Source organism: Bradyrhizobium cajani, assembly GCF_009759665.1.
Lineage (GTDB): Bacteria > Pseudomonadota > Alphaproteobacteria > Rhizobiales > Xanthobacteraceae > Bradyrhizobium > Bradyrhizobium cajani.
Map to the genome: position 1 here is coordinate 23316 of NZ_WQNE01000009.1, position 23942 is coordinate 47257.

A 23942-nucleotide genomic window follows, 5' to 3' on the forward strand; every position below is an offset into this window, starting at 1 on the left:
TCTCATGGAATCCATCGCATGGATGGCCTGGACGCTGCCGACCGCGATCTTCTTCGCCGCGCTCGCCTGCACGCTGGCCGTGATGACGTATCTTGCCGCGGTCTATCCCGAGGCCGAGCGCGTCGGCGTGCTGCGCATTCCGACCACGCGCGGCGACCGCCTGTTTATCTCGCTGATCGCGGCCGCCGTCATTCACCTCGCGTGGATCGGCCTCGTCGGCAACGACGCGATCGCCACACTGCCGATCGGCGAGGAGGGATTCGAGATTTCGAGCCTGTGGCTCGCAAGTGGAATTTCGCTTGTCACGGCCGTGTTCATTTTTCGCACGGTCTGAAGCTCGCGAAGGGACGGCCAGATCCGGGACCAACCCGGGCCTGTATAAAGTTTGTCGCTGCAATGGAGGAACAACATGCGACAGTTTAGGAGAAGGAAAGGTCCATTGACCAAGAATAGCTTTCTGACCATGTCCAGCGTCGCCGCGATTGTTGCGGTGTCGTTTGCCGTCTCGGCGCCGGTTCGCGCTGCCGACGACGCCGTGATCCAGAAATGGATCGCGGAATTCCAGCCCTCGACGCTGTCGAAGGAAGACCAGAAGAAGGAGCTGGAATGGTTCGCGAAGGCGGCCGAACCCTTCAAGGGCATGGAGATCAACGTCGTCTCCGAAACCATCACCACCCACGAATACGAATCGCAGACGCTGGCCAAGGCGTTCTCCGAGCTCACCGGCATCAAGCTCAAGCACGACCTCATCCAGGAAGGTGACGTCGTCGAGAAGCTCCAGACCCAGATGCAGTCGGGCAAGAACGTCTATGACGGCTGGATCAACGACTCCGACCTGATCGGCACCCATTTCCGCTACGGCCAGACGGTCGTGCTGTCGGACTACATGGCCGGCGAAGGCAAGGACGTCACCGATCCCATGCTCGACGTCAACGACTTCATCGGCAAGTCGTTCACGACGGGACCGGACGGCAAGCTCTATCAGCTTCCCGACCAGCAGTTCGCCAACCTCTACTGGTTCCGCTACGACTGGTTCACCAACCCCGACTACAAGGCCAAGTTCAAGGCCAAGTACGGCTACGAGCTCGGCGTGCCCGTGAACTGGTCGGCCTATGAGGACATCGCCGAGTTCTTCACCAACGACATCAAGGAGATCAACGGCGTCAAGGTCTACGGCCATATGGACTATGGCAAGAAGGACCCCTCGCTCGGATGGCGTTTCACCGACGCCTGGCTGTCGATGGCCGGCAACGGTGACAAGGGCATTCCGAACGGTCTGCCGGTCGACGAGTGGGGCATCCGCATGGAAGGCTGCCGCCCGGTCGGCTCGTCGGTGGAACGTGGTGGCGACACCAACGGTCCGGCCGCGGTCTACTCGATCACCAAGTACCTCGAGTGGCTGAAGAAGTACGCGCCGCCGCAGGCGCAGGGCATGACGTTCTCCGAAGCCGGCCCCGTGCCGGCGCAGGGCAACATCGCCCAGCAGATGTTCTGGTACACCGCCTTCACCGCCGACATGGTGAAGCCGGGCATCGCCGTGATGAACGCGGACGGTACGCCGAAATGGCGTATGGCGCCGTCGCCGCACGGTTCGTACTGGAAGGAAGGCATGAAGCTCGGCTATCAGGACGCCGGCTCCGTGACGCTGCTCAAGTCGACCCCGGCGGATCGCCGCAAGGCGGCCTGGCTCTATCTCCAGTTCATCATCTCCAAGTCGGTGTCGCTGAAGAAGAGCCATGTCGGTCTCACCTTCATCCGTGAATCCGACATCTGGGACAAGTCGTTCACCGAGCGTGCGCCGAAGCTCGGCGGCCTGATCGAGTTCTACCGCTCGCCCGCGCGCGTGCAGTGGACCCCGACCGGCAACAACGTGCCCGACTATCCGAAGCTCGCGCAGCTGTGGTGGCAGAACATCGGCGATGCGTCGTCCGGTGCGAAGACGCCGCAGCAGGCCATGGATGCTCTTGCGGCGGCCCAGGACTCCGTCATGGAGCGTCTGGAGAAGTCCGGCGTGCAGGGCGCCTGCGGTCCGAAGCTGCACAAGAAGGAGAGTGCCGAGTTCTGGTTCGCCAAGGCCCAGAAGGACGGCACGATTGCGCCGCAGCGCAAGCTCGCCAACGAGAAGCCGAAGGGCGAAACCGTCGACTACGACACTCTGATCAAGTCGTGGCCGGCCACCCCGCCCAAGCGCGCGGAAGCGAAGTAAGCGGCGCACAGAGCGCCGAGAAACACGAAAGGCCGGGAACGATCCCGGCCTTTTTCTTGTGCTCTCGCGATCATGAGCTTGAGGCACGCACTTTCCATATTCTCGGTGTCATTGCCCGCGAAGGCGGGCAATCCAGTACTCCGAGGCGGTCGTGACTGAACCGATAAGCTGCGGCGTACTGGATGCCCCGCCTTCGCGGGGCATGACAGTTGTCGTGTGGAGAAGACCTACTCCGCCGGCTCGGCCGCCAGCGTCGGGTAATCCGTGTATCCCTTCGCGCCGCCGCCGTAGAACGTGGTCTTGTCCCAGTCGTTCAGCGCCGCGCCCGTCTTCAGCCGCTCGACCAGGTCGGGGTTGGAGATGAAGGGCTTGCCGAAGGCGATCAGATCGGCCGCGTTCGCGTCCAGCACCTTGGTCGCGAGATCGAAGTCGTAGCCGTTGTTGGCGACGTAGGCGCCGGTGAAGCGCTTGCGTAAGGAGCCATAGTCGAACGGCGCGATGTCGCGCGGGCCGCCGGTCGCGCCTTCGACGACATGGAGATAGACCAGCTTGAGCGCGCTGAGCCCGTCGACGATGTGGTCGAACAAGGCTTGCGGGTTGGAGTCGGAGAGGTCGTTGGCCGGCGTCACCGGCGAGATGCGGATGCCGGTGCGGTCGGCGCCGGCTTCAGTGGCAACCGCCTTGGAGACCTCGAGCATCAGCCGCGCGCGGTTCTCGATGGAGCCGCCATAGGCGTCCTGGCGCTTGTTGGCGCCGTCCCGGGCGAACTGGTCGAGCAGATAGCCGTTGGCGCCGTGGATCTCGACGCCGTCGAAGCCGGCCTCCAGCGCGTTCTTCGTCGCGCGTTTGAAGTCGTCGATGATGCCTGGAATCTCGGAGAGCTCGAGCGCACGCGGCTCGGAGACGTCGGCGAAGGTGCCGTTGACGAAGGTCTTGCCCTTGGCGCGGATCGCGCTCGGCGCCACCGGGGCGGCGCCATTGGCCTGGAGGTCGACATGCGAGATGCGGCCGACATGCCAGAGCTGGATGAAGATCTTGCCGCCGCGCTCATGCACGCGGTCGGTGACCTTGCGCCAGCCGGCGACCTGGTCCCTGGAGTAGATGCCGGGCGTGTCCTGGTAGCCCTGGCCCTGCTGCGAGACCTGGCTCGCTTCGGTGATCAGGAGGCCTGCGGACGCGCGCTGGCCGTAATAGTCGGCGGCGAGCGGGCTCGGCACGAAGGTGCCGGGCGCGGCGCGGTTGCGCGTCAGCGGCGCCATCACCAGGCGATTGGCCAGTGTGATCGGGCCGAGCTTGTAGGTCTCAAACAATTTGGCCGAACGGCTCATGGGAATGCTTCCAGGCGGTGAGAGGTCACGAACACTTGTGCATCGCGGCAATCAGCGCAAGGGACGAGCCATACGGAAAGTGCAGGCGAGCTGCGCGGCAGGGCCCGCGTAGCATAATTCATGTGCAATTTCGGCCACGACAGTAGAATCCCGCTGCCGCGGCCGTGCGATTGCGCAAATCAGTTCAGGCCCATGAAATCGCGCTTGCCGATCTCGACGCCGTTGTGACGCAGGATGCCGTGCGCGGTCGCGCAGTGGAAATAGAAGTTCGGCAGCGAGAATGCGCTCAGGAACTGCTGGCCCTTCAGGGTCGTAGTCTTATCGGGCCCGGTCGGAAAGGTGACGTCCTTGCTCTCCGCGCCCTCGAACTGCTCGGGCTTGAACGACTTCACATAGTCGATGGTTTTCGCCAGACGCTGCTTCAATTCTTCGAAGGTCTTTTCGGTATCGGGATTGGAGGGCACCTCGCTGTGCGTCAGCCGCGCGCAGCCCTTGGTGGCGAAATCGCTGACGAGCTGGATCTGCTTCGACAGCGGCAGCATGTCCGGGAAGAGGCGGGAGCCCAGCAGGACGCTGGGGTCGATCTTTTTGGCCGCGCAATGCGCCTCGGCTTTGGTGAGCAGGCCGGTGAGGCTGTTCAGCATTTGCAGATAGGCGGGGACGACGGCGTCGTAGAAGGACATGTGATGCTCGCTCTCATGGTGGGAAATTCAGGAGAAACCTGAGCCACTCACATGGGGCCGTCATGGAAAAATACAATCGCGGACAGCGGCTTGTGCGGTGCGAAAATTCTACCGCACCGTCGCCTGTGGCTGCGCCTGTGCCGTGCCGCCGCGCATGCGGGCGAGGAGCTCGGCGGTCGGCCAGGAATCGGCGGGCAGGCCGTACTTGATCTGCATCGCCTTCACGGCGGCGCGGCTCTGCTGGCCCAGCACGCCGTCGACCTTGCCGACATTGAAGCCGGCTTGGACCAAAAGCTGCTGCAATTGCTTGAGCTCGTTGAACGGCAGCTGTGCGACCGGTGCCGAGGGCTTGCGCATTGGCGCTGCGCCCGCGATGCGCGAGGCGAGATAGCCCGCGGTGGTCGAGTAGATCAGCGAGTTATTCCACTCGGTGTAGGCGGCGAAATTCGGATACGCCATGAAGGCCGGGCCGTTACGCCCCATCGGCAGCAGCACGGAGGCGGCCAGATTGTCGTTCGGCAATGGACGACCATCGGGATAGGTGACCCCGAGCTGCGCCCATGTCGAGCGCGGCTCCCGCACCGTGAGATCGGTCTTGTCCCACGGCAGGTTCGGCGGCACCCTGATCTCTTCCAGCCATGGCTCGCCGCGCCGCCACTTCAAGCCGTTGGCGATGTAGTTCGCGGTCGAGGCGATCACGTCGGGCCCCGAGCGCAAGAGGTCGCGCCGCCCGTCGCCGTCATAATCGACGGCGTAGTTGACGTAATGCGTCGGCAGGAACTGGGTCTGGCCGAGCTCGCCGGCCCATGAGCCGATCATCTCCTCGGGCGTGAGGTCGCCGCGGTCGATGACCTTCAGCGCGGCGATGGTCTCGTTCACGAACATCTCCGAGCGGCGGCAGTCATACGCCAGCGACACCAGCGATTTCAACGTCGGCAGATTGCCCATGTTGGCGCCGAAATCGCTCTCCAGCCCCCAGAACGCGGCGATCACCGCCGGCGGCACGCCGTATTCCTTCTCGGCGCGTGCAAACGCGGCGGCATATTGCTTGATGTGCTGCTGGCCGTTCTGCATGCGATAGGGCGCGGCCATGCGGCCGGCGAATTCGGTGAAGAGCTGGCCGAACACGCGCTGGCCGCGGTCGCGGTTGACGATGCCCTGGTCGTAGACGAGGTAGGGCGAAGCCTCCGCGATGGTGTGCTGAGACACGCCGGCGGCAACCGCCTGCTGTTTCACGTCGGCCAGGAAGCGATCGAAGCTCGCGCCATTGTGGCACGAGGCCGCGCGCGGCGAGGGCGCGGTGGCCCTGGGCGCTGCGGGCTTGGCAGGCGGTGGCATCAGCTGGGCGGAGGCGGTGGCGGAGCATGCGAGGAGCGCGACGGCCGCGATCGCAAATCGGGTCTGGAGCATGGGGGTTCCGGCGGGGAGCAGGCGTGGATTCGCACGAAGTCTAGGTGAAGTGACGGCCTCAGGCCATCCTTTCCATGCCACGCCGGCGCAGGCAATGCGAGCGAGCGGATGTCGTGCGGCGCCTAGCTGAACAGCCGCATCAGCAGCGCTTTCCCGACCGGGAGCGCTTTGACGCCCCGATAGGCGCGAACATATTCGCCGGCATAGAACGCCCGGATCGCGTGGACGCGCGTATCCATGCCTTCCTCGAACCGCACGGCGAATCCATCCGCGGTCCGTCGCACCACGACGGCCGCGATTGAACGGCCGTAGATGCGGCACTCGATGGTGCTTCCGGGTGCCGGCGGATCGGGGTCGATCAGCCGCGCACCGGTAATGGAGATGTCGGCGAGCCGCGCGAGATGCGACCTGCCTTTCTGGCGCAGCAGGACGGCCTCGTTGCGATTGAAACGCTCCGCCTTGCGCTTGCGCGGCTGCTCGATGCAGACGAAGCAGACCACGGTGAGGATGAGCGCGTTGTAGAGGCTCCAGGCCAGCGCCAGTCCGCCATAGGCGATGTTCTCGCCGCGCAGATGCAGGATGAAGGCGTAGGCGATGGCCGCGAGCGTGATGACAAGCGCGCAGCCATAGATCCGCAGCAGCGGCCATTCGACGAAGCGCCTGTCGCGGTCGCCGCCTTTCGCCGTGACCTTGAATTTGTGTCCCTTCGGCTTCACCAGGCCGGTTGCCACCGCCTTGAGCACGGCGGGCGCGGCGATGAGTTGGGACACGTCCGACATTATGGCGAGCGAGCGGCCGTGCGACAGCCAGGCCATGCTGAGACCGTGCCAGACATAGAACGGCAGAAAAACGCGCAGCAGCTCGGTCAGGTCGGCCCGAACCGCTTTGATGCCGAACAGCAGGAACAGCCAGGGCACCACCAGGCCCGCCACCTTCGAGATGTAGACCGCAGACCAGCTCATGAAGGCGTCGACCAGCGAGAGCCGGTCGATGAAGGCAAGCTTCGACTCCCGCGAGAGCGGTCCGCTGCGGCCGCGCACGATCTGCATCAGACCGAGGCACCAGCGCGCGCGCTGGGTGATGTATTCCTTCAGCCCTTCCGGCGCGAGCCCGATCGTCAACCGCTCGTTGAGATAGATCGTATTGAGGCCGCATTCCTTCAGGCGAAGCGTGACGAGGTAGTCTTCCGTCACCGAGTCGGTCGGAAAGCCACCAATCTGCATCAGCCCGGCATAGCGGATGAGGGATGAGGTGCCGCAGCAAAACGCGACGCCCCAGGCGTCCTTGGCCGGCATGAGGATGTCGAAGAAGAAGCGCTGTTCGTCGGGCCAGACATCGGTCGCGGCGAGGTTGGTCTGGATCGGATCGGGATTGATGAAGTGCTGCGGCGTCTGCACCACGCCGACCGACGCATCGTCCATGAGGGAAACTGTCCGCGCGAGGAAGTCGGGCCGCGGCACGAAATCGGCGTCGAGAATGGCCACGAAGTCCGGCCGCTCCGGCAGCGCGCCGACGTGCCTGAGGGCATGGTTGATATTGCCGGCCTTGGCGTGGAGGTTGTCCGGCCGCGTCAGATAGTGGCAGCCGAGTTCGCCCGCGAGCCGGCGCAGCCAGGACCTGCGGCCGTCATCGAGCACCCAGACGCGGTAGTTGCCGTACTCCATGCCGGTCGCGCCGATGATCGTGCGCTCGAGGATCGATCGTTCCTCGTTGTAGGTGCAGATGAAGACATCGATCAGCGGCGCGCGCGGATCGCGGGCGCGGCGGTCTATCCTTGCCGCACTGGTGCGGTCGATCGTCCGGCTCAGGAATAGCAGGGACAACGCTACCGCGACGAGCGAGGCTGCTTCCAGCAGCATGAAGGGATAGCCGATTACGGCATCGACGGTCAGATGCGGCGGCGGAAGCGTCGACGTGATGCGCCAGGTGAGATAGCGGAGCAGGAAGACCAGCGAGACGACGGCCAGGAACGAGCGTGCCATCGCGCTGTTGCGATTGAGCAGCGGCACGATCGCCATGAAGGCGCCGAGCGTGATCAGGCCGGGCGTCAGCGCCGTCATCACGGCGCGGCCTCGTTCCGGGCGAACACGACGCGGCCGGTGCGTCCCACCGTGCATGCGCGTGCCGCGGCATCGCGGGATGCCACGGTGACGCGATAGGGCTCCTTGCTCAGCGCATCCGGATTGATGGCGAGATTGGCGGGCGCGCCGGCGGCGCCCGTCAGGTTGACGACGGTGCCGGAGATCGGCTCGCCGCCGTCATTCGGCTCGAACGTGGCGTGATCGCCGAGCTGCAGGCGGTTGTAGACGTTCTCGGTGACGTTCGCGGTGATCACGGCGCCGCTGCAATCGAGCACCTTGAGCAGGGGCTGGCCGGCCTGCACGTCCTCGCCGGGCGAGGTCATCATCTCCCAGACGCGGCCCGCTACTGGCGTGGTGATGTTGGCCTCGGAGAGATCGGCGTAGCGGGCCTCCTCGATGATGATCTCGTTGGCGAGCCAGGCGATCTCGGTGTCGGTGCGTGCGAGATCGGCTTCGAGATCGCTCGCGCGCTGGCGCATCTCCTCCTCGCGCTGCACCGAGCTTGGCCGGTCGTTATAGCTGTCGCCGAGGAACGAGCCGTTCCGCGCCGCAGTGAGCTCGACCTTCGCCGCATCCAGCCGCTTGCGCGCACCGAGCTCGGTCTGCTGTGACACCGAAAGTTCGCGCGTCAATCGTGCCAGCTCGACCGTCGAGACATTGCCGGATTTCGCCAGCGACGACGCACGCTCGACGGCGGCACTGGCCTCGTCCCGCCGCGCTGCCGCCGCCTCGATCGAGGTCTGGATCTCCGCAATGCGCGCCTCGAGCTGGAGCACGCGCCCCTCGCGGAATTGTGCGGCCTGCCGCGCCAGGTCCTTTTGTGCGGCCTGGGCCGAGGCAAGCTTGGCGGCAAGGCTCGGCCGCTCGTTCTCCAGGCGCGATTTCTGCCGCCGGAGATCGTCGAGCCGGGTGCGATCGCTGCGCGAATTCACGACGCGCAGGACAACGGCCCCGGCGTCGAGCTTGGTCTGGTCAGTGACGCGTTGCGCGGCTGCCACGCGGCCGCCGATCGGCGTGCGCAGGGTGACGAGGCGGGAATTCAGCACCGCCTCGACGCTCGAAGTCTCCCAGATCGCGCGCAGCGGCAGCCAGCCGAACACGGCGATGATGGCAAGTCCGATGGCGATCTTGGCGCCGCGTCGCAGATGCGGCCAGCGGCTTCCGGATTCCGGCGCTGTCTGCGCTTCGGGCGCGTGGCCGGGCTCGTCATTGGCGAACAGCTGCTCGTGCAGGGCCTCCTGCAAGCCCTTCGCGTCGGTCTTCGCGTCCTGGGAGGAGGGGGTTGATCCTTGGTCGACGGAAGCGGCGCGCGAGCGGTCCATCATGCGGTCACCTTGCTGACGAGATGCCAACGGAACCGGTCAATGCGCAGGAACCGCGCAGCGTGCCCGGTTACCGCCAATTAAGCCGACACTGCGCTTTCCAGGTCGCTAAGCGTCCGCGTGTGTTTTTGTACAAATTCCCGTCAAGATTTCGCGACGGCGGAAAGGCTGGCCGCGCCGCCATGGTTCTGCGGCCGGGCGACGCACGAACCTTGCGGTGCGCGGCCGCGTTCATACCTGCTGGGTGCCGGCCAGAGGTTCGCCCGCGGCCGCCTTGGGAGACGGCCATGAACTATTTTCGTACCGCAATGCTGCTCGCAGCCCTGACCGCCCTGTTCATGGGCGTGGGCTATCTGATCGGCGGCGCCACCGGCGCCATGATCGCGCTCGTCATTGCGGCGGCGACCAATCTCTTCGCCTACTGGAACTCCGATCGCATGGTGCTGTCGATGTACGGCGCCCATGAGGTCGACCGTTCGACTGCGCCTGAGCTGGTTGGCCTCGTCGCCGAGCTTGCGGGCCGCGCCGGCTTGCCGATGCCGCGCGTGTTCCTGATGGACGAGCCGCAGCCCAACGCGTTCGCGACCGGCCGCAATCCCGAGAACGCCGCGGTCGCCGTCACCGCCGGCCTGATGCACCAGCTCAGCCGCGAGGAGCTCGCCGGCGTGATCGCGCACGAGCTCGCGCATATCAAGCATCGCGACACGCTGCTGATGACGATCACCGCGACCATCGCCGGCGCCATCTCCATGCTGGCGCAGTTCGGCATGTTCTTCGGCGGCCACCGCGACAACAACGGCCCGGGCATTGTCGGCTCGATCCTGATGATGATCCTCGCCCCGCTCGGCGCCATGCTGGTGCAGATGGCGATCAGCCGCACCCGCGAATATGCCGCGGACAATCTCGGCGGGCGCATCGTCGGCCAGCCGATGTGGCTGGCCTCGGCGCTGGTGAAGATCGAGGGTGCCGCGCATCAGGTGCCGAACTACGAGGCCGAGCGAAATCCCGCGACGGCGCACATGTTCATCATCAATCCGCTGTCGGGCCATGGCGTGGACAATCTCTTCACCACCCATCCCTCGACGCAGAACCGCATCGCCGCGCTCCAGCAACTGGCGGCCGAGCTCGGCGCGCAGGCGGGGCCGTCCGTCGGTGCCAACGAGAATTATCCGCCGCAAGGCCCCTGGGGCCGCTCGTCCTCGCGCGGTCCGTCACGTGGCCCTTCACGTGGCCCTTCACGTGGCCCTTGGGGCTGATGGAACCGCCATCGGAAATTGCGCCCGGCTTTGTGACCTGGCGCACACAGGATCATCGAAGCGGGTGCTAACACCTCGACGAGACCATTCCTTCGAAAGGGGATGCGTGGCCGGCTCACCGCCGGTCATCGTCGAAGATGATCAGAGTTGCCGTACCATCGTTGATCGTTCTGGGCGTGCTCGTTGGCTTGTCCACCCATATGGTCGTCAATTGCGGTGACGAGGACGATCCCGACATCTGCTCGGCCGTGATCGGCTTCTCGCCGCTGCGCGGCTCGCTGATCGCCTTCGCCTATGAGGGGCGCGGGCGGATCGCGTTGCGCCATAGCGATTGGCGGCGGGCGATCGCCGATTTCGACGAGGCCATCCATCTCAATCCCAACCGTGCCTCGCTCTATCGCGACCGGGCGCTGGCGCGCCGGCAGAATGGCGACCTCGAGCTCGCCATCGCGGACTATGACGAAGCGATCGCGCATGATCCGAGGCTCGCCGCGCCCTATCATCAGCGCGGTCTGGCGCTCGCTGCAACGGGCGATCTCGATCGCGCCATCCTGAGCTACAACACGGCGATCCGCCTCGACCCGTCGGATGCGCAGACCCGCCTCGACCGCGGGCTGTCGTACCTTGCCCGCGGCCAGGCCGACGACGCGCGCGCCGATTTCGAAGCCGCTCTGGCGCTGCCCGCCGGCAAGGATGGCCGCACCCGCGAGGCCGCGCGCGCCAGGCTCGCCGAACTCGCAAGTGCGGAGCCGACACAGGTCGCAGCGCCGAGACGGTGAGAGTTGGGGCTGGCGACTGCCGGCAATCCGGTGCGACCACCGCGCCGTGACACTCCGGAAGCCTTGCCGAGCAAAACTGTCGCAGCCTCTCACTGCGAGCGCGTCAACAATTCCGCGAGTATTGATTTGGATCAATACCGAATTGCGGCCAGAGTGGACCCCGTGTCGTGCGGACTTGGAGGAGGTTCCAATGCGCAAATGGGCTTTGATGATCCTGACAGCGAGTATCGCCTTAACAGCGGGGCACGCCCGGGCGCAAAGATATGACCCGGCTTATCCCGTTTGCCTGAACGTCATTTCTCGCGGAATGACCCCTTACTATAGATGCAGCTACACGACGATGGAGCAATGCCGGGCGTCGGCCAACGGTCAGATGTGCGTCCTCAACCCGTATTACGCCGGCACGGCGGCCAGAGGGAGCAATCGGCGTCATCATCGCCAAACGTACGTGCCACCTAGGCCGCCGATCCACTATCGGGCTGCACCGTACAATCAATTCAATGAACCGTATTATGGAGCTTCCCAAGGTTACGCGCCGGGCGAGAAACAGCGTTTTCTCGATAGCGTGAGGCGATACATGTGACGGATGGCGGGCGGCCGTGCTCGCGCACGGACGCCGCTTAAAGCGCGATGAGATGCCCGCGACGGGGAGCAGGGAAGAGCAACGACTACTTCGTCTTCTTCCCTTTGGCCTTCCCCGCAGCCTTCTTCTCAGGCTTTTCCTTCGCCTTTTTCTCCACCTTCGCCGCGATTGGCGTGCTGGCGGCAAGCCGCATCGACCGCGCGTAGCTGTCGGCGACGTTGTCGGCGGACATCTGGAGGCGCTTGGCGGCGGCGCTCGCCTGCTCCATCGTGGCCTTGGCCATCATCTTGAAGCGCTCGCCGGTCTCCTTGCCCTTGGCCTTGGCCGCAAGGCCGTTGAAGCGATCCCGCCGCTCCTTGGCGCGGGTCATCAGGCCCGTATGCAGCTGTCTGGCCAATTGCCGGATCACGACATCCAGGTCGGCGTCCGCCATGTTCTTCCATCCTCTTCGAAACGATATCGATGCGGGCGGGACTATGCAGATCGAGGCCCCCCTTGGCAATTCCCGCCTGTGCGTCATCCGCAGCTTCCGCTTTACAAACAAGAAAGCCGCGCTTCTCGCGCGGCTCTTGACGTGGCCTGGCGCCTGGCGCGCCGTCTCGGCCTCACTTCAGCGAGGCAACCGGGCCGCTTGACGCTGCCGGGTCGGGGTCGAAGCCGAACACGCCGACCAGATATTTGTAATAGTCCGGCATCTTCTCCTTCAGCGCCTCGCGCGACTTCGGGTCGTGGAATTCGCTTTTTCCAGCCAGGAAAATGCTGGAGGTCACGGCGAAGAACTCCATGGGGTTCTTCATCGCATAGGATTCCTTGGGCAGCAGGTCCTTGGATTTGGCCAGAGCGTAGTAGCCGATCACACCCTTGTTGGCGTAGCCGTCCGGCAACAGCCGCGCGTGGTAGGCGTGCAGCAGCTCGTGCAGCAGCACGGCCTCCTTCTCGTAGCGCATCATGTCCGGCCGCAGCATGATGACGCCGAGCCCCGAATCGACCGCGAGGTCGACGGCATTGGGATTGGTCCAGCGCTGCGTGGCGTGGTCCCAGACCGTCAGCGCCCGCGGAGCGGTGCGCTGGATGTCCGGCGTGACCCTGCCGTAGCACGCGGTCGCGGCGCCTTCGTCAAGGCAGGCCAGCTCGCTTGCGACGATCGGAACGGTATGGAAGAAGCGCAGCACCCGCGGCGAGAGGCCGGACGCCTCGACGACGTCGATCTGCTGCTTCAGATTCTCGGTGAGCTTGTCGACGTCCTTGCGTTCGGAATTCTCCGACAGGTCGAACATGTAGCCGCGGTAGCTCTGGAAACCCGGCGGCAACGGCTTGGCTGCGCCAGCGGCCTCGAGCGGCCCGGCGTTGGATGGACTGGCGAAGAGCGCGCCGACGATGGTTGCCGTCAGCAGCAACGCAATGCGCATGATGAACCCCCTGATGTCACTTCGCCCGGCAGAATAGGTCGTCGCCGTTTGCGAAAAGTGAGTGGGGCAACACTAAGGCACCGATGTTGAGGCGTGCTTAACCGCTGGTTGCAGATCGTGCGGGCGGATTAGTGCCGGGTTAACCAAGCGTGGATCGGCCGCACGCTTCGGCGTAACATCCGCCTCCGGGCAACCAGGCCCGTAGATCCAGACAGCCGGAGGAGGATGCCATGTATGCCGCCATCCGTCAGGCCAAGGCGAAGAGCGGGAGCGCGGAAGAGCTGGCGCGCCGCATCAAGGACGGCGCCGTTCCGATCATCAGCGATGTCGACGGTTTCCGCGCCTACTACGTCGTCTATGCCGGCGACGACACCGTGACCGCGATCTCGATCTTCGACAAGTTCGAACAGGCGGAGGAGGCGAACCGGCGTGCGATCGCCTGGATCGAGAAGGATCTGGGCTCGTTGCTCGCCGGACATGCAAGCGCCGCCGCGGGGCCGGTGATCGTGCATACGCTGGCGTGAGCCCTTCGTCATTGCGAGGAGCCCGTGACAAAATTGCGAAGCAATTTTGCGCTGGCGACGAAGCAATCCAGGCTGTCACTGCGGAAACAGTCCGGATTGCTTCGCTTCGCTCGCAATGACGAGACTGAGACGGATGCGCGCCGCCCTCACAACTCCCGCGCGTTCGAGAACGCGAAACTCGACACCCGCCGTATCGTCTCGTCCAGGATCAGCGTGCGCGTGATCGGCGGCTCGGCGCGCTGGGCGCAATTCTCGCGCTCGCAGAGGCGGCAGTTGACGCCGATCGGCGTGCCCTCCGTCTTCTCCAGGTCCATGCCGGCGGCGTAAGTCAGGCGCGCGGCGTGACGGATCTCGCAGCCGAGGCCGATGGCGAAGCGCGGCTGCGGCAGCGGGTGCGGCGCGACGGGGCGGCGCACCATCTGCGCGATCGAAAAGTAGCGCGTGCCGTCGGGCAGCTCGATCACCTGCTTGAGCAGGCGATCGGGCGTGTCGAAGGTCGAGTGCACGTTCCACAGCGGGCAGGTGCCGCCGAATTTCGAGAACGGGAAGGTGCCGGAGGAAAACCGCTTCGAGACGTTGCCGGCATTGTCGACGCGCAGCAGGAAGAACGGAATGCCGCGTGCGTTCGGCCGTTGCAGCGTGGTGAGACGGTGGCAGACCTGCTCGAAGCCCGAATTGAACCGCTGCGCCAGCACGTGGATGTCGTAGTTGAGCGCTTCGGCCGCGGCGAGGAAGGCCGGGTAGGGCATCATCACGGCGGCCGCAAAGTAATTGCCGAGCGTGATGCGGAACAGCCGGCGCGGCGCGTCGTCGAGCGGGCCGGCGCGGCCGATGATGGTCTCCAGATGCTGCGCGCATTCGCCAAGGCCGAGCTGGAAGGCAAGCTGGAACGCACGGCCGGGCGGATCGACCAGCTCCGAGATCAGCAGCTGGCGGCGGTGGCGATCGAACCGCCGGAGCGTCTCGCGCATCACGTCGACCGGCATGATGCGGGTCTGGATCGAATGCTTTTCGCGCAGGCGCGCGGCGAGCGCCGCATAGAGCCCTTCGGCCGGCACGTTCAACTCATCGCGCAGTGTCTCCGCGGCCTGCTCCAGTTCCGGGAAATAGTTGCGGTTGGCCTCGATCAGCTCGCGCACGCGCTCGACCGGATTGGCCTCATAACGCGTGCCGACGTCGCGGTCGGCCATCTGCGCTGCCGCCAGCGTCTCGCCCTGGCGGGCTTCGGTATAGGCCGCGTAGAGCCGTTGCAGCGCATGGGTGACGCCCGGGCAGAGCTCGGCGAGGTCGCGCAGCTCCTGCTTGGGCACGTCGATCTGGCGGAACAGTGGATCGGAGAAGATCTCGTTGAGCTCGGCGAAGAAGCGGTCCTCGTCGGCGGTAGCAAGATCACGCAGGTCGAGGTCGTAGGCCTCCGCCAGCCGCAGCAGGATCTGGGCGGTCACCGGGCGCTGGTTCCGCTCGATCAGGTTGATGTAGCTCGGCGAGATCCCGAGCCCCTCCGCGATCTGGGTCTGCGACAGCCCCAATTGCTGCCGGATCCGCCGGAAGCGGGGCCCGACGAACAGTTTCTTCCCGGACTCGGCGGGCATTTTCAGATCTCCTGAGGCATCCAAGGACAGTCTAGCTGACCGATATTTTTACAAACTTTACAAAATAACATCTATGACATGTTCTGATGTTACATGACATCACCATTCGGATTCAAGCTCTCTGTACGAAGTTCGGTTTCTCGCGTTTAGCTGCTGACACGCATTTCGCAATGCACTGTCAAAAATGTCGATGGCTTAGATAGCCGTCGTCGACGAAAGGATCAGGCACATGAACTACCAGCCCCGCGGCATCAGCACCCTGCGCCCGGCCTCGTATCAGAGCGAGATCGAGGCGGCCCAGGCGCTCCTTAAGACCCAGCCGACCTGGAACGGGGTGACGGCCGAAGCGGTCGCGCGCATGCGCCTGCAGAACCGCTTCAAGACCGGCCTCGACGTCGCCCGCTACACCGCGGCGCTGATGCGGGCCGACATGGCCGCCTATGACGGCGATCCGACCAAGTACACCCAGTCGCTGGGCTGCTGGCACGGCTTCATCGCCCAGCAGAAGCTGATCTCGGTCAAGAAGCACTTCGGCAAGACCGATCGGACCTACCTCTATCTCTCCGGCTGGATGATCGCGGCACTGCGCTCCGAGTTCGGCCCGCTGCCGGACCAGTCGATGCACGAGAAGACCTCGGTGCCCGCGCTGATCGAGGAGCTCTACACCTTCCTGCGCCAGGCCGACTCGCGCGAGCTCAACGACATCTTCCGCAGCCTCGACAAGGCGCGCAAGGACGGTGACAAGGCCCGCGAGAAGGAACTGATCGAGAAGATCGACAACTTCCAGACCCATGTCGTGCCCGTCATCGCCGACATCGACGCCGGCTTCGGCAACGCGGAGGCGACCTATCTGCTCGCCAAGAAGATGATCGAAGCGGGCGCCTGCGCGCTCCAGATCGAGAACCAGGTCTCCGACGAGAAGCAGTGCGGACACCAGGACGGCAAGGTCACCGTGCCGCATGACGTCTTCCTCGCGAAGATCCGCGCCTGCCGCCACGCCTTCCTCGAGCTCGGCGTCGAAGACGGCGTCGTCGTGACCCGCACCGATTCGCTCGGCGCCGGCCTGACGCAGCAGATCGCCGTCAGCCACAAGCCCGGTGACATCGGCGACCAGTACAACAGCTTCCTCGACTGCGAGGAAGTGACGGCGGAGAACGCCCGCAACGGCGACGTCATCATCAACCGCAACGGCAAGATGATGCGTCCGAAGCGGCTGCCCTCCAATCTCTACCAGTTCCGCCCGGGCACCGGCGAAGACCGCTGCGTGCTGGACTGCGTCACCTCGCTCCAGAACGGCGCCGACCTGCTCTGGATCGAGACCGAGAAGCCGCATATCGAGCAGATCGCCAAGATGGTCGACCGCATCCGCAAGGTCGTGCCGAACGCGAAGCTGGCCTACAACAACTCGCCGTCGTTCAACTGGACGCTCAACTTCCGCTGGCAGGTCTACGACGCGATGAAGGAAGCCGGCAAGGACGTCAGCCAGTACAACCGTGCCGAGCTGATGAAGGCGGAGTACGACGACACGCCTCTGGCGAAGGAAGCCGACGAGCGCATCCGCACCTTCCAGGCGGATTCGGCCAAGCGCGCCGGCATCTTCCACCACCTGATCACGCTGCCGACCTATCACACGGCGGCGCTCTCGACCGACAATCTCGCACGCGAGTATTTCGGCGAGCAGGGCATGCTCGGCTACGTCAAGAACGTCCAGCGCGCCGAGATCCGTCAGGGCATCGCCTGCGTGAAGCACCAGAACATGGCCGGCTCCGACATCGGCGACGACCACAAGGAGTACTTCGCCGGCGAGGCTGCCCTGAAGGCGGGCGGCGCCCACAACACCATGAACCAGTTCGGCTAACGCAGACGCTATTCGACAGGAGACTGACAATGACCAAAGGCAGCAATTTCTGGGTGATCGGCGGCGAGTTCGGTTCGATGAACTTCCACAAGCTCGTGGAAGGCTCGGCCCAGGTCAAAGGTCCGTTCAAGACCCGCAAGGAAGCCGAGGACTGCTGGCGCGAGGTGTCGGAAGAGAGCCGCCACAAGGCCGGCGTCCGCTTCTCGATCGTGGAAGAGCCGTCGCGGGTCTCGGCCTGACACACTGAACAAGAAGACGTCCAAGGACGGACGGTCCCATCCAGGCCCTGCCTGGGTGGGATCGTCTGTTTTTGGTACAGGTGAAACGTCTGTGGGTGCCGTAAGTATCTGGAATTGTAGGCCCTTTGCGGCCATCATGGTTGCTGATAGGTTAATGGCAGTGTTTGAGGACGAGGCCGACCATGTCAGAGCCCGAGACCAGCGGGACCCATCCCAGCCAGCCACGCCCGGTGCGGCTGCGCGATGCGCTGTTGCGCGCGCGGATCGAGGCCGCCGACCGGACCGGCGTCGTCGTCGACTTGCGCGACGCCGAGGTGGCGCGGCTCGAGATCCTCAACGACGCGCTCGATCCCCTGTTCGCGCAGGTGCCGGAGCAGATCGATCTGTTCGACCGCGGCATCAGCCAGGGCGATACGCCGAGACTCTGGATCGACGTCGTCGCGCACATCGTGATGGGGCGCGACAAGCGGATGTACCGCTTCGTCCAGGACACCCGCTTCGGCCGCATCGTGCTCGCCGAATCGCACGACACGTCGGTGATCGTCGAAGCCGTGACCGACTATGTCGCGCGCCGCATGATCGAGCGCGAGCACGCGATGGTGGTCCCGCCCGAGCCGAAGCCGGAGGCCGCGCCGCCGCCGCGCCGTTCGCGCGTGTGGCCGTTCGTGTTCGGGTTCATTCTTGGCGCCGCCGCCTTGTTCGGCGTCGCCGTGGTTGCGGCCTTGCGGAGCTGGTGAGGCTCCTCCGTCGTCATTGCGAGGAGCCCTTGCGACGAAGCAATCCAGACTGCCTTCGCGGAGAGATTCCTGGATTGCTTCGCTTCGCTCGCAATGACGGTGAGCTAAATCAACCGCGCGTGCTTGATCTGCTGGATCTGAAATCCGGCTCCCAGGCTCCGCACCGTCTGCTCGCAACGCCACCCGGCATTGTCCTTCTCGATTCTGAACAGATTATAGGCCGCCGCCGGGTATCGCCCGTGCGCGAGCGCGGAAGCCGACGGCACGCCGATTGCGGGAATGTTGCCGTTGGGGCCCTCGAACCACATCGTCGAATGAATGTGGTCGTGCCCGTGCAGGATCAGCTCGACGCCGTGGCGCCTCAGCACCGCCAGCAGCGCGGTCGCGTCGGTCATCCGCTTCTGGCGCGCGGCGGACTTCAGCGGATGGTGCACCAGCAGCACGCGGAAGACATCCTCGGCCGCGAGCCGTTCGAGGACCTGTTCGAGCGAGGCGAGCTGGTCGCGCCCGAGCGTGCCCGTCGCCATCAGCGGCAGGGTCGGCACCGCCGTGGACAGGCTGATCAGCGCCAGCGGTCCGCGCCGGCGCACGCCGGGGAAGGTCGCGATGTCAGGCGTGTCCGCGGCGATGTAGTGCAGGAACGTCTCGCCGAAGCGATGTTGCGTCGCGCCGACATAGGCATCGTGATTGCCGGGAATCGCGGTGACGCGGTCGGGCGGGCCGACGCTTTCGAGCCAGGCCAGGGCCGGCGCAAACTCGGCTTCCAGGGCCAGGTTGACGAGATCACCGGTCACGGCGATGTGGTCGGGCGCCTGCGCCTGGATATCGGCGACGAGCGCGTCGAGCACCTCGCGGCGCTGGTACTTGTGGCGGTTGCGCGTCCAGTTGACATAGCCGAGCGCGCGCTTGCCCGCGAGCTCGATCAGCCGCGGCTTCGGCAGCGGCGGCAGATGCGGGTCGGACAGATGGGCGAGCGTGAAGGGGGCCATGGCGCGCGATTGCCTCGCTATTCGTCCGCTGTAATGGCAAGGTCGTCGGCAACGCGCAAGCGAAGCCTGAATCGGGGCATCGACGGAGACTGATGGGGGATCGCCTGGACCGGATGCGACGGAAATTCGAGCCGCTGCTGCGGCGAATCTTCCACGCCTATTTCCTGATCGTTCGCGGCATGACGCTCGGCGTCCGCGCCGTGGTGCTGGATGCCGAGAACAGGGTGTTCCTGGTCAGGCACAGCTACATCAGCGGCTGGTATCTGCCCGGCGGTGGCGTCGATTTCGGCGAGACCATGGAGCAGGCGATGCGGCGCGAGCTCAAGGAGGAGGGCGATATCGATCTCACCGCGGATGCGGTGCTGCACGGCATCTTCCTCAATAGCCACGTCTCCCGCCGCGACCATGTCGCGGTCTACGTGGTCAGGCAGTTCAGGCAGGACCGCCTGCCCGAGCCCAACCACGAGATCGTGGAATGCGGGTTCTTCGACAGCGCCGCGCTGCCCGAGGGCACCACGCGAGGGACGCGGCTGCGGATCGCGGAAGTGCTGGACGGCAAGCCGCCGATCGCGACGTGGCGGTGAGGCTTCAATGCGGAGCCGAAGGCGGAAGGAACCTCCTTTTTTCGTGGGCTATTGTTGTGTTAGGAACGATGCCGTATGGGGCAAAGTGACTTCATCCCGAGACTTGAATCTCTTCGCGGTGTGGCTGCCGTTCTGGTCGCCGTCTATCATTGCGGCGTTATGTACTTGCAATACCCGGCCTCAGGGTTTTCGCGCCTCTATTTCGCCTTCGCCAACGGCCTTGGCTGCGTGGTCGTTTTCTTCGTCATCAGCGGATTTGTTCTCGCCCGAAGCCTCGACAGGGCGAGTTCCATCTCCTTCAGTTCCTTTGCCAGGCACAGAGCCTTTCGTCTTTTGCCGGCGTCCATAGCGGTCGTAGGCCTGCTCACGTTCCTTCATGAACGCTTTGGATTCTATGTTGGCTTTGAGGGTTCGTTTGCGCCCCTCAACGTCTTGCTCAACATGCTTCTCATCAAGAGCGACATCAATGGCGTGATGTGGTCATTGACGGTCGAGATTGCCGCAACTCCGCTGATCTTCATGTCCGTCCGAGCATACAGGAAACGCGGCAGGACGCCTCTTCTCGCAGTTGCTGCCGTTCTGTTTGGCCTGTCGTTCGTTGGCCAGTATCGCGATCTCATTGGCGCGAATTTGGCGCCGCTTTATGCGTTTCTTGCAGGCATTCTCGTTCATTTCGAGGGACCGAAGATCGCGCGCTCCGTGTCCCTGCGGATGTCGGCTTGGATTCCCGCCCTCGGCATAGCGCTGTTCCTTGCGGCGGGCATGCTCAAGCAAGACGCCGGTTTGATGATCTTGATGGACTGCATCGGCGGAGCTTTGCTCGTGCTGGCGATTTCGCAGTGGCCGCATCAACCCATGATGAAACCGCTCGATTGGCCTCTGGTACGCTTCTACGGTCGGATATCCTATAGCTTCTATTTGCTGCACATGCTCACGGTCGCGCCCGTGATAGCTCTGGGCGCTGGATGGTTCGAGCACCTGAACCCCTGGGCAACCGCGATGACCTTATCAGTGCTGACTACCCTCGCAGCGGCCGTGCCTTCACTGGCCTGCTACAAGCTGATCGAAATTCCCGGGATTAACCTTGGTCGCCGGCTGGCAGGTCTGAATGGCTTGCACAACCGCGCCGTTGCACAGTAACGGTCCTACCTGTCCCCATGCATGCGAGCGAAACTGGTTGAACCGATGGATACGACCGAACCTCCTTCGAAAAGCGTAAGGCAAGTCGGGACACTCCGTCGGTGACCATGCCTGAGCTCGAACTGACAATTTTGATGCCTTGCCTCAATGAGGCCGAAACGCTGGCAGTCTGCGTTGCCAAGGCGCAGGCGTTTCTTCGTCGGGCCCAGATCACGGGCGAAGTTTTGATTGCGGATAATGGCAGCACGGATAATTCGCAGCATATCGCTGAGGCCGGCGGCGCTCGTGTCATCGACGTCCCCATGCGCGGCTACGGCGCAGCACTCCGCGCCGGTATCGCGGCGGCCCGTGGCCGCTATGTCGTGATGGGAGACGCTGACGACAGTTATGATTTCGCACGCCTCGATGCATTCCTGGAACGCCTGCGGGCCGGTGATGATCTGGTGATGGGAAACAGGTTTCGCGGTGGCATCGAAGCCGGCGCTATGCCCTTCCTTCATCGCTATCTCGGAAACCCCATCCTGAGCTGGTTGGGCCGTCTGTTCTTCCGCACGCCTCTCCGTGATTTTCATTGTGGCATGCGGGGCTTTTCCAGGGATTCAATTGCGAAGCTGGACCTGCGCACCACCGGAATGGAGTTTGCGAGCGAGATGGTTGTTCGTGCCACGCTCGTCGGATTGAAAATATCGGAAGTGCCGACCACGCTGTCGAAGGATGGCCGATCTCGTCCTCCACACTTGAGGACGTGGCGCGATGGCTGGCGTCACCTCAAGTTCTTGCTGCTCTATTCGCCGAGGTGGCTGTTCTTTTACCCGGGCGTGCTCCTCGTCGCCGCCGGTACTCTTTTGAGCGGCATCCTCTTCTTCGGGCCGATCAGGATCGGCGGAATCGGCTTCGATATCCGGACGATGCTCGTTGCGTGCACCTGCCTCATCGTGGGAATCCAAGGCATCTGTTTCGCAACCATTGCCCGCAGTTTCGCTGAGGATATGAACCTTCTTCCACCTTCTGAGCGATATGGCCGCATGCTGGATGCTTGCACGCTCGAGTTCTTCGTCTTTGGGGGGGCTGCGATCTTCGTGCTCGGGATCGGCGGCCTGATCACGGCTATTGTCCAATGGGGCGAAGCCAATTTCGGGCCGCTCGACGTATCGAGCCTGCTCCGTGTCGTGGCGCTTTCCACGACTGCGATCACGGTCGGGGCCCAACTTGTATTCGCCGGCTTCCTCGCCGGCCTGATGTCCATCAAGCACTCCTAGTCTAATGCATGCGTTCCGGGTCATGGTGATTGGATGAAGCTTCTCAAGTTGGCGTTCGGCCTGATCTGTCTGCTGATCCTCGCCAGCAACGTTCGTGTGACGTCGCATTGGACTGAAGCCCGCGGCGTATGGGACGACATATGCTATTTGCGGCAGGCGCACCTGTTTCAGCTGTATGGGATCGGCGGGCTCGACACGGATGTCTCCCGGGATGAAGATCACTTTCTGAAAGGCAAGCTGAAGGAGATAGGCTTCCCCGAGGAAAGCCCCGCACCGTGCCATCCCCCGAATGCCAGCGGAAAATACGTGATGCAATATCCGCCAGGCACCGGGCTCGTGCTCGCGCTGTTTCCACAAGGCCATCAGGTGGTGCCGCTCTACGTCAGCGTCAATCTGATCGTCTGCGGCTTCGCGTTGCTCGCCATCTTTTACGCGCGGTCGATTTGGTCGGCCTTGGGAGCAGGCGTGTTTGGCGCGCTTGCCGTGTACATGATGATCAACCCGGCAAAGGCCAGCTATTCGATTGCGCCCACGATGGCGCTCTGCGCCGTCGTGGGCTATCTAACTGCTCTATGGCTCATCAGGGCGAAGCACAATGTTTGGCTCCTCCTGCTGATCGGTCTCTTGCTCGGATTGTCGGTCAATCTCAGGCTGCCGAACCTGTTCCTGGTCGCTGGCTATGTCCTGTTTTTGGGTGTGGCTTTCCTCAGGTCGCGTACGGTCACGACGTTCGTGCAGGGTTTGGTCTTCGGTCTCGCCTTCATCGTCGGCATGATTCCGACGTTGGTCGCGAACGCAATCAACGCCGGCAGTCCGTTCGTGACGACCTACAGTTCCGACGACGCCAAGGCCCTCGACATCGATCTCGCTGTCCTGACGCAGTATCTGCACGATATGCAGTTTGCACTGATCCTGCTCGCGGTCGGCTCGACCGTCTGGCTGTTGCGGACCGGCCAGGGCGGAGCACGACAGGTCGCCTTTGTCGTCGGTGGCAATCTTCTCGTCAATCTCATCTTCTTCGTCGGCCATCCGACGTTCACCCCCTATTATGTCGTTCCCATCACGATGCTCTCGGCCTGGAGCGTGTGTTTCGCCCTCGTGATGCAACCAGCCGAACCTGCGACGCAGGCGCGGCTCGGGCAGAAGCTACATGTGTGAGCCGGCAGCATTGCCCGATGGACCCCGGTGCATTCAGGTGCTATCCCGCGCATTGACATGACCGATCTCTCACTCACCATCCTTCCCGAGACTGCCGGCGACGCTCTGGCGATCGAGCGGCTGCACGAGCGCACCTTCGGGCCCGGCCGCTTCGTGCTCAGCGCCTATCGCATCCGCGAGCACGTCGACCATCTGCTCGAATTGTCCTTCACCGCCCGCATCGGCACGCTGCTGGTCGGCTCCGTCCGGCAATTGCCGATCCTGGTCGGCGACACACCGGCGCTGCTGCTCGGACCGCTCACCGTCGAGCCGCCGTTCCGCGGCCGCGGCGTCGGCCGTCTCCTGATGGAGCGCGCGCTGAAGGACGCGAAGGAAAAAGGCCACGCCATCGTGCTCCTGGTCGGCGACGAGCCCTATTACAGCCGCGTCGGCTTCAAGCAGGTCCCCAAGGGCCGCGTGACCATGCCGGGCCCGGTCGACGCCGCGCGCATCCTCGTGTTCGAGCTCGTCGACGGCGCATTCGAGGGCGTGTCGGGAGCGGTGGTGCCGGACTGGAGCAAGGCGCGGGCAGGGTAGGCTACGACGCCGAGAGTTAAAGCATGATCCGGAAAAGTGCGCAGCGGTTTTCCGAAAAGATCATGCTCAAACAACAACTTAAAGCGCGATGACGATTCATCCCAATCTCATCGCGCTTTAGAAACGTGCCGGCGTCACCTCATACTCCGTCATTGCGAGCGCAGCGAAGCAATCCAGAATCGTCCCGCGGAGGCGGTCTGGATTGCTTCGCTACGCTCGCAATGACGGT

23 protein-coding genes are annotated in these 23942 nt (G+C 64.1%); 14 read left to right on the plus strand and 9 right to left on the minus strand.

All coding sequences use genetic code 11. From position 1 onward, the window contains the following. Positions 1 to 4 precede the first annotated feature (4 nt). Together GPL20_RS13365 and GPL20_RS13370 are read left to right on the plus strand one after the other, a co-directional pair. Entirely contained in the window at positions 5 to 334 is a 330-nt protein-coding gene (locus tag GPL20_RS13365) for a DUF2160 domain-containing protein (protein ID WP_157329946.1), read from the plus strand. A 129-nt stretch (positions 335 to 463) separates the two neighbouring features. Next, positions 464 to 2206, plus strand: coding sequence for an ABC transporter substrate-binding protein (locus GPL20_RS13370; RefSeq protein ID WP_167533018.1), 1743 nt, complete (start codon positions 464 to 466; stop codon positions 2204 to 2206). Positions 2207 to 2433: 227 nt separating this feature from the next. Here GPL20_RS13370 and GPL20_RS13375 read toward each other — a convergent pair whose 3' ends face one another. The 5 genes from GPL20_RS13375 to GPL20_RS13395 all read right to left on the minus strand — a co-directional run bounded on the left by GPL20_RS13375 (position 2434) and on the right by GPL20_RS13395 (position 9033). Beyond that, positions 2434 to 3534, minus strand: a complete 1101-nt coding sequence (locus tag GPL20_RS13375) for an alkene reductase (protein WP_157329948.1) — start codon at positions 3532 to 3534, stop codon at positions 2434 to 2436. Between the two features lie 179 nt (positions 3535 to 3713). Next, entirely contained in the window at positions 3714 to 4217 is a 504-nt protein-coding gene (locus tag GPL20_RS13380) for a DUF1993 domain-containing protein (protein WP_157329949.1), read from the minus strand. 108 nt (positions 4218 to 4325) lie between these two features. Continuing rightward, complete coding sequence (locus tag GPL20_RS13385; RefSeq protein WP_157329950.1) at positions 4326 to 5627, minus strand: lytic murein transglycosylase; 1302 nt, start codon at positions 5625 to 5627, stop codon at positions 4326 to 4328. 122 nt (positions 5628 to 5749) lie between these two features. Continuing rightward, positions 5750 to 7687 carry a glycosyltransferase gene (locus GPL20_RS13390; protein ID WP_167533019.1) on the minus strand — a complete coding sequence of 646 codons (1938 nt, stop codon included), beginning with the start codon at positions 7685 to 7687 and terminating at the stop codon, positions 5750 to 5752. After that, positions 7687 to 9033: an HlyD family secretion protein gene (locus GPL20_RS13395; RefSeq protein WP_157329952.1), complete on the minus strand. Its 1347-nt coding sequence runs from the start codon at positions 9031 to 9033 to the stop codon at positions 7687 to 7689. Before GPL20_RS13395 ends, GPL20_RS13390 begins: the two co-directional genes overlap by 1 nt. Positions 9034 to 9317: 284 nt before the next feature. On the opposite strand from GPL20_RS13395, the gene htpX reads away from it, so the two are divergent. The 3 genes from htpX to GPL20_RS13410 all read left to right on the plus strand — a co-directional run bounded on the left by htpX (position 9318) and on the right by GPL20_RS13410 (position 11648). Continuing rightward, positions 9318 to 10286 (plus strand): zinc metalloprotease HtpX, encoded by a 969-nt coding sequence (htpX, locus tag GPL20_RS13400; protein ID WP_157329953.1) that lies wholly within the window; start codon positions 9318 to 9320, stop codon positions 10284 to 10286. Positions 10287 to 10423: 137 nt separating this feature from the next. Then, positions 10424 to 11065: a tetratricopeptide repeat protein gene (locus GPL20_RS13405; protein ID WP_157329954.1), complete on the plus strand. Its 642-nt coding sequence runs from the start codon at positions 10424 to 10426 to the stop codon at positions 11063 to 11065. Between the two features lie 208 nt (positions 11066 to 11273). Further along, positions 11274 to 11648, plus strand: a complete 375-nt coding sequence (locus tag GPL20_RS13410; protein WP_246250472.1) for a DUF3551 domain-containing protein — start codon at positions 11274 to 11276, stop codon at positions 11646 to 11648. Between the two features lie 85 nt (positions 11649 to 11733). On the opposite strand, the gene GPL20_RS13415 is transcribed toward GPL20_RS13410, so the two are convergent. Both GPL20_RS13415 and GPL20_RS13420 read right to left on the minus strand, forming a co-directional pair. Continuing rightward, positions 11734 to 12081 (minus strand): hypothetical protein, encoded by a 348-nt coding sequence (locus tag GPL20_RS13415; protein ID WP_157329956.1) that lies wholly within the window; start codon positions 12079 to 12081, stop codon positions 11734 to 11736. Positions 12082 to 12253: 172 nt separating this feature from the next. Continuing rightward, positions 12254 to 13057, minus strand: a complete 804-nt coding sequence (locus GPL20_RS13420; protein ID WP_157329957.1) for a hypothetical protein — start codon at positions 13055 to 13057, stop codon at positions 12254 to 12256. Between the two features lie 230 nt (positions 13058 to 13287). On the opposite strand from GPL20_RS13420, the gene GPL20_RS38795 reads away from it, so the two are divergent. Beyond that, positions 13288 to 13581 carry an antibiotic biosynthesis monooxygenase gene (locus tag GPL20_RS38795; protein ID WP_045005289.1) on the plus strand — a complete coding sequence of 98 codons (294 nt, stop codon included), beginning with the start codon at positions 13288 to 13290 and terminating at the stop codon, positions 13579 to 13581. 146 nt (positions 13582 to 13727) lie between these two features. Here the strand turns inward: GPL20_RS38795 and GPL20_RS13430 are convergent, their stop codons facing one another. Beyond that, a complete protein-coding gene (locus GPL20_RS13430) occupies positions 13728 to 15173 on the minus strand; it encodes a helix-turn-helix domain-containing protein (protein WP_157329958.1) in 1446 nt (481 codons plus the stop codon). 229 nt (positions 15174 to 15402) lie between these two features. On the opposite strand from GPL20_RS13430, the gene GPL20_RS13435 reads away from it, so the two are divergent. From GPL20_RS13435 to GPL20_RS13445, 3 genes are all read left to right on the plus strand, one after another. Then, entirely contained in the window at positions 15403 to 17031 is a 1629-nt protein-coding gene (locus GPL20_RS13435; protein ID WP_157329959.1) for an isocitrate lyase, read from the plus strand. A gap of 29 nt (positions 17032 to 17060) precedes the next feature. Next, on the plus strand, positions 17061 to 17270 hold the full coding sequence (locus GPL20_RS13440) for a DUF4170 domain-containing protein (protein ID WP_008560963.1): 210 nt from the start codon (positions 17061 to 17063) through the stop codon (positions 17268 to 17270). Between the two features lie 182 nt (positions 17271 to 17452). Continuing rightward, positions 17453 to 18007 carry a hypothetical protein gene (locus GPL20_RS13445; RefSeq protein WP_167533011.1) on the plus strand — a complete coding sequence of 185 codons (555 nt, stop codon included), beginning with the start codon at positions 17453 to 17455 and terminating at the stop codon, positions 18005 to 18007. Between the two features lie 104 nt (positions 18008 to 18111). Here the strand turns inward: GPL20_RS13445 and GPL20_RS13450 are convergent, their stop codons facing one another. Beyond that, positions 18112 to 18996, minus strand: coding sequence for a metallophosphoesterase family protein (locus GPL20_RS13450; RefSeq protein ID WP_157329961.1), 885 nt, complete (start codon positions 18994 to 18996; stop codon positions 18112 to 18114). A 92-nt stretch (positions 18997 to 19088) separates the two neighbouring features. Between GPL20_RS13450 and GPL20_RS13455 the strand changes: the two genes are divergently transcribed. The 5 genes from GPL20_RS13455 to GPL20_RS13475 all read left to right on the plus strand — a co-directional run bounded on the left by GPL20_RS13455 (position 19089) and on the right by GPL20_RS13475 (position 23713). Further along, on the plus strand, positions 19089 to 19580 hold the full coding sequence (locus GPL20_RS13455; RefSeq protein ID WP_157329962.1) for an NUDIX domain-containing protein: 492 nt from the start codon (positions 19089 to 19091) through the stop codon (positions 19578 to 19580). 75 nt (positions 19581 to 19655) lie between these two features. Further along, positions 19656 to 20720, plus strand: a complete 1065-nt coding sequence (locus GPL20_RS13460) for an acyltransferase family protein (RefSeq protein ID WP_157329963.1) — start codon at positions 19656 to 19658, stop codon at positions 20718 to 20720. Between the two features lie 107 nt (positions 20721 to 20827). Then, complete coding sequence (locus GPL20_RS13465; protein WP_157330108.1) at positions 20828 to 21979, plus strand: glycosyltransferase family 2 protein; 1152 nt, start codon at positions 20828 to 20830, stop codon at positions 21977 to 21979. Between the two features lie 48 nt (positions 21980 to 22027). Then, a complete protein-coding gene (locus tag GPL20_RS13470; protein WP_157329964.1) occupies positions 22028 to 23137 on the plus strand; it encodes a hypothetical protein in 1110 nt (369 codons plus the stop codon). A gap of 57 nt (positions 23138 to 23194) precedes the next feature. Then, entirely contained in the window at positions 23195 to 23713 is a 519-nt protein-coding gene (locus GPL20_RS13475; protein WP_157329965.1) for a GNAT family N-acetyltransferase, read from the plus strand. Positions 23714 to 23942 lie beyond the last annotated feature (229 nt).

Excerpts from the sequence above, each read along its gene's own strand:
- GPL20_RS13365 (WP_157329946.1), top strand. The coding sequence starts at position 5 with ATGGAATCCATCGCATGGATGGCCTGGACGCTGCCGACCGCGATCTTC.
- GPL20_RS13370 (WP_167533018.1), top strand. The coding sequence starts at position 464 with ATGTCCAGCGTCGCCGCGATTGTTGCGGTGTCGTTTGCCGTCTCGGCG.
- GPL20_RS13375 (WP_157329948.1), bottom strand. The coding sequence starts at position 3,534 with ATGAGCCGTTCGGCCAAATTGTTTGAGACCTACAAGCTCGGCCCGATC.
- GPL20_RS13380 (WP_157329949.1), bottom strand. The coding sequence starts at position 4,217 with ATGTCCTTCTACGACGCCGTCGTCCCCGCCTATCTGCAAATGCTGAAC.
- GPL20_RS13385 (WP_157329950.1), bottom strand. The coding sequence starts at position 5,627 with ATGCTCCAGACCCGATTTGCGATCGCGGCCGTCGCGCTCCTCGCATGC.
- GPL20_RS13390 (WP_167533019.1), bottom strand. The coding sequence starts at position 7,687 with ATGACGGCGCTGACGCCCGGCCTGATCACGCTCGGCGCCTTCATGGCG.
- GPL20_RS13395 (WP_157329952.1), bottom strand. The coding sequence starts at position 9,033 with ATGATGGACCGCTCGCGCGCCGCTTCCGTCGACCAAGGATCAACCCCC.
- htpX (WP_157329953.1), top strand. The coding sequence starts at position 9,318 with ATGAACTATTTTCGTACCGCAATGCTGCTCGCAGCCCTGACCGCCCTG.
- GPL20_RS13405 (WP_157329954.1), top strand. The coding sequence starts at position 10,424 with ATGATCAGAGTTGCCGTACCATCGTTGATCGTTCTGGGCGTGCTCGTT.
- GPL20_RS13410 (WP_246250472.1), top strand. The coding sequence starts at position 11,274 with ATGATCCTGACAGCGAGTATCGCCTTAACAGCGGGGCACGCCCGGGCG.
- GPL20_RS13415 (WP_157329956.1), bottom strand. The coding sequence starts at position 12,081 with ATGGCGGACGCCGACCTGGATGTCGTGATCCGGCAATTGGCCAGACAG.
- GPL20_RS13420 (WP_157329957.1), bottom strand. The coding sequence starts at position 13,057 with ATGCGCATTGCGTTGCTGCTGACGGCAACCATCGTCGGCGCGCTCTTC.
- GPL20_RS38795 (WP_045005289.1), top strand. The coding sequence starts at position 13,288 with ATGTATGCCGCCATCCGTCAGGCCAAGGCGAAGAGCGGGAGCGCGGAA.
- GPL20_RS13430 (WP_157329958.1), bottom strand. The coding sequence starts at position 15,173 with ATGCCCGCCGAGTCCGGGAAGAAACTGTTCGTCGGGCCCCGCTTCCGG.
- GPL20_RS13435 (WP_157329959.1), top strand. The coding sequence starts at position 15,403 with ATGAACTACCAGCCCCGCGGCATCAGCACCCTGCGCCCGGCCTCGTAT.
- GPL20_RS13440 (WP_008560963.1), top strand. The coding sequence starts at position 17,061 with ATGACCAAAGGCAGCAATTTCTGGGTGATCGGCGGCGAGTTCGGTTCG.
- GPL20_RS13445 (WP_167533011.1), top strand. The coding sequence starts at position 17,453 with ATGTCAGAGCCCGAGACCAGCGGGACCCATCCCAGCCAGCCACGCCCG.
- GPL20_RS13450 (WP_157329961.1), bottom strand. The coding sequence starts at position 18,996 with ATGGCCCCCTTCACGCTCGCCCATCTGTCCGACCCGCATCTGCCGCCG.
- GPL20_RS13455 (WP_157329962.1), top strand. The coding sequence starts at position 19,089 with ATGGGGGATCGCCTGGACCGGATGCGACGGAAATTCGAGCCGCTGCTG.
- GPL20_RS13460 (WP_157329963.1), top strand. The coding sequence starts at position 19,656 with ATGGGGCAAAGTGACTTCATCCCGAGACTTGAATCTCTTCGCGGTGTG.
- GPL20_RS13465 (WP_157330108.1), top strand. The coding sequence starts at position 20,828 with ATGCCTGAGCTCGAACTGACAATTTTGATGCCTTGCCTCAATGAGGCC.
- GPL20_RS13475 (WP_157329965.1), top strand. The coding sequence starts at position 23,195 with ATGACCGATCTCTCACTCACCATCCTTCCCGAGACTGCCGGCGACGCT.